Source organism: Streptomyces toxytricini, from assembly GCF_014649915.1.
GTDB classification, from domain to species: domain Bacteria; phylum Actinomycetota; class Actinomycetes; order Streptomycetales; family Streptomycetaceae; genus Streptomyces; species Streptomyces toxytricini.
The window spans coordinates 156,002-157,179 of the sequence record NZ_BMTY01000021.1 but is presented as its reverse complement, the minus strand read 5'-3'; the positions used below and the strand labels follow the sequence as shown (position 1 = coordinate 157,179).

General features: G+C 78.3%; 2 pseudogenes. Both read right to left on the bottom strand.

From position 1 onward, the window contains the following. A pseudogene (locus IE170_RS25190) lies at positions 1 to 84 on the bottom strand (roadblock/LC7 domain-containing protein); the annotation flags it as partial. Further along, positions 85 to 1,178, bottom strand: a pseudogene (locus tag IE170_RS25185) (histidine kinase); the annotation flags it as partial.

Here is a 1,178-nt window from a genome sequence, read left to right as displayed (position 1 = left end):
CGTGTGGGACACCCCGGGGGTGTTGTCCACGAAGTTGGTGATCAACCAGTTCAGGTTCTGTGCCGCCTGGCTCATCGAACTCAACTAACGCTCCTGCTGGTAAGTGGGGTCGATGTGGTAACTGCCGGTCGCCGGGCCGTTGTTCCCGGCCTGGCGGCCCTGCTGGATACCGCGTCGGAGGTTGGTCAGACGGCCGCGGACGTCGTCCGGGGCGCGCGAGACCTGGGGACCGGCCTGAGTGTCGGTCTGCTGCTGCGCAGTGCCGGCCACGAGGTTCGCCCGCGGTACCCGGCGGGGCAGCCCCGAGGTCGTGATGCCGCCGGCGGCGGGCTGGCGCACGCGCTCGGCCTGGCGCATCAGCTCGTCGTTCGGCGAGGACCGCCAGCTGACGGTCGGCGTGCTGCCGGTCGCCGCCGCGGCCGGCTCGGCCGGAGGCTCCTGCGCGCGCTGCGGCAGCGGCTGCTGCGGGCGCCGGGCGGGAGCGGGGGCCGGGGCCGCCGGGGCGGCGGCCTGCGGCTGCTGGGGCACGGCAGGCACCTGGCCGGTGGGGCGGGAGCCCTCCGACGGGTACCAGTTCGACTCCAGCGACTCGAAGATCGGGCTGCGCTCGGGGCCGCGGCCGGGAGCCGGCGGCAGGGCCTCGGGCTGCTGGGCCTGCGGCAGTTGCGCCTGCGGCAGCTGCGGAACCTGGGGCTGCTGCTGCGGCTGCTGCGGGGCGAAGCCGCCGGCGCCGGGACCGCCGGGCCGCGGGGCCTGGAAGTCCTGGCGGGCGAACTGGCCCGTGCCGGACGGGTCGGCGCCGTGCATGTCGGGGCGCGCGTACTGGCCCGTGGTGCTGTTGCCGCCCATGCCCTGCGGGGGCGGGGCGTTGAAGTCCGGACGCGGGAACTCCGCCGTCGAACCCGGGCCCGAGAGCTCGTCGTGGCCGCGCGGGAAGTCCTGACCGCCCTGGCGCGCCGGGTCGGCGCCCCAGCTGGTGGTCTGCGGGGCACCCGTGCCCGGCAGCTCCGGGCGGGCGGCGCCGCCGCGCGGCGGCAGCTGCGGCCGCGGGCCGCGCTGGGCCGGGGCGGCGGGGGGCGCCGCGGGAGCGGAGGCCGGACCCGAGGGGGCGGCCGGCTGCGGCGGCTGCGGCCGCTCGAAGCCGCTGCCCTGCGCGAAGCCGGCGGGGGCGGAAGCCG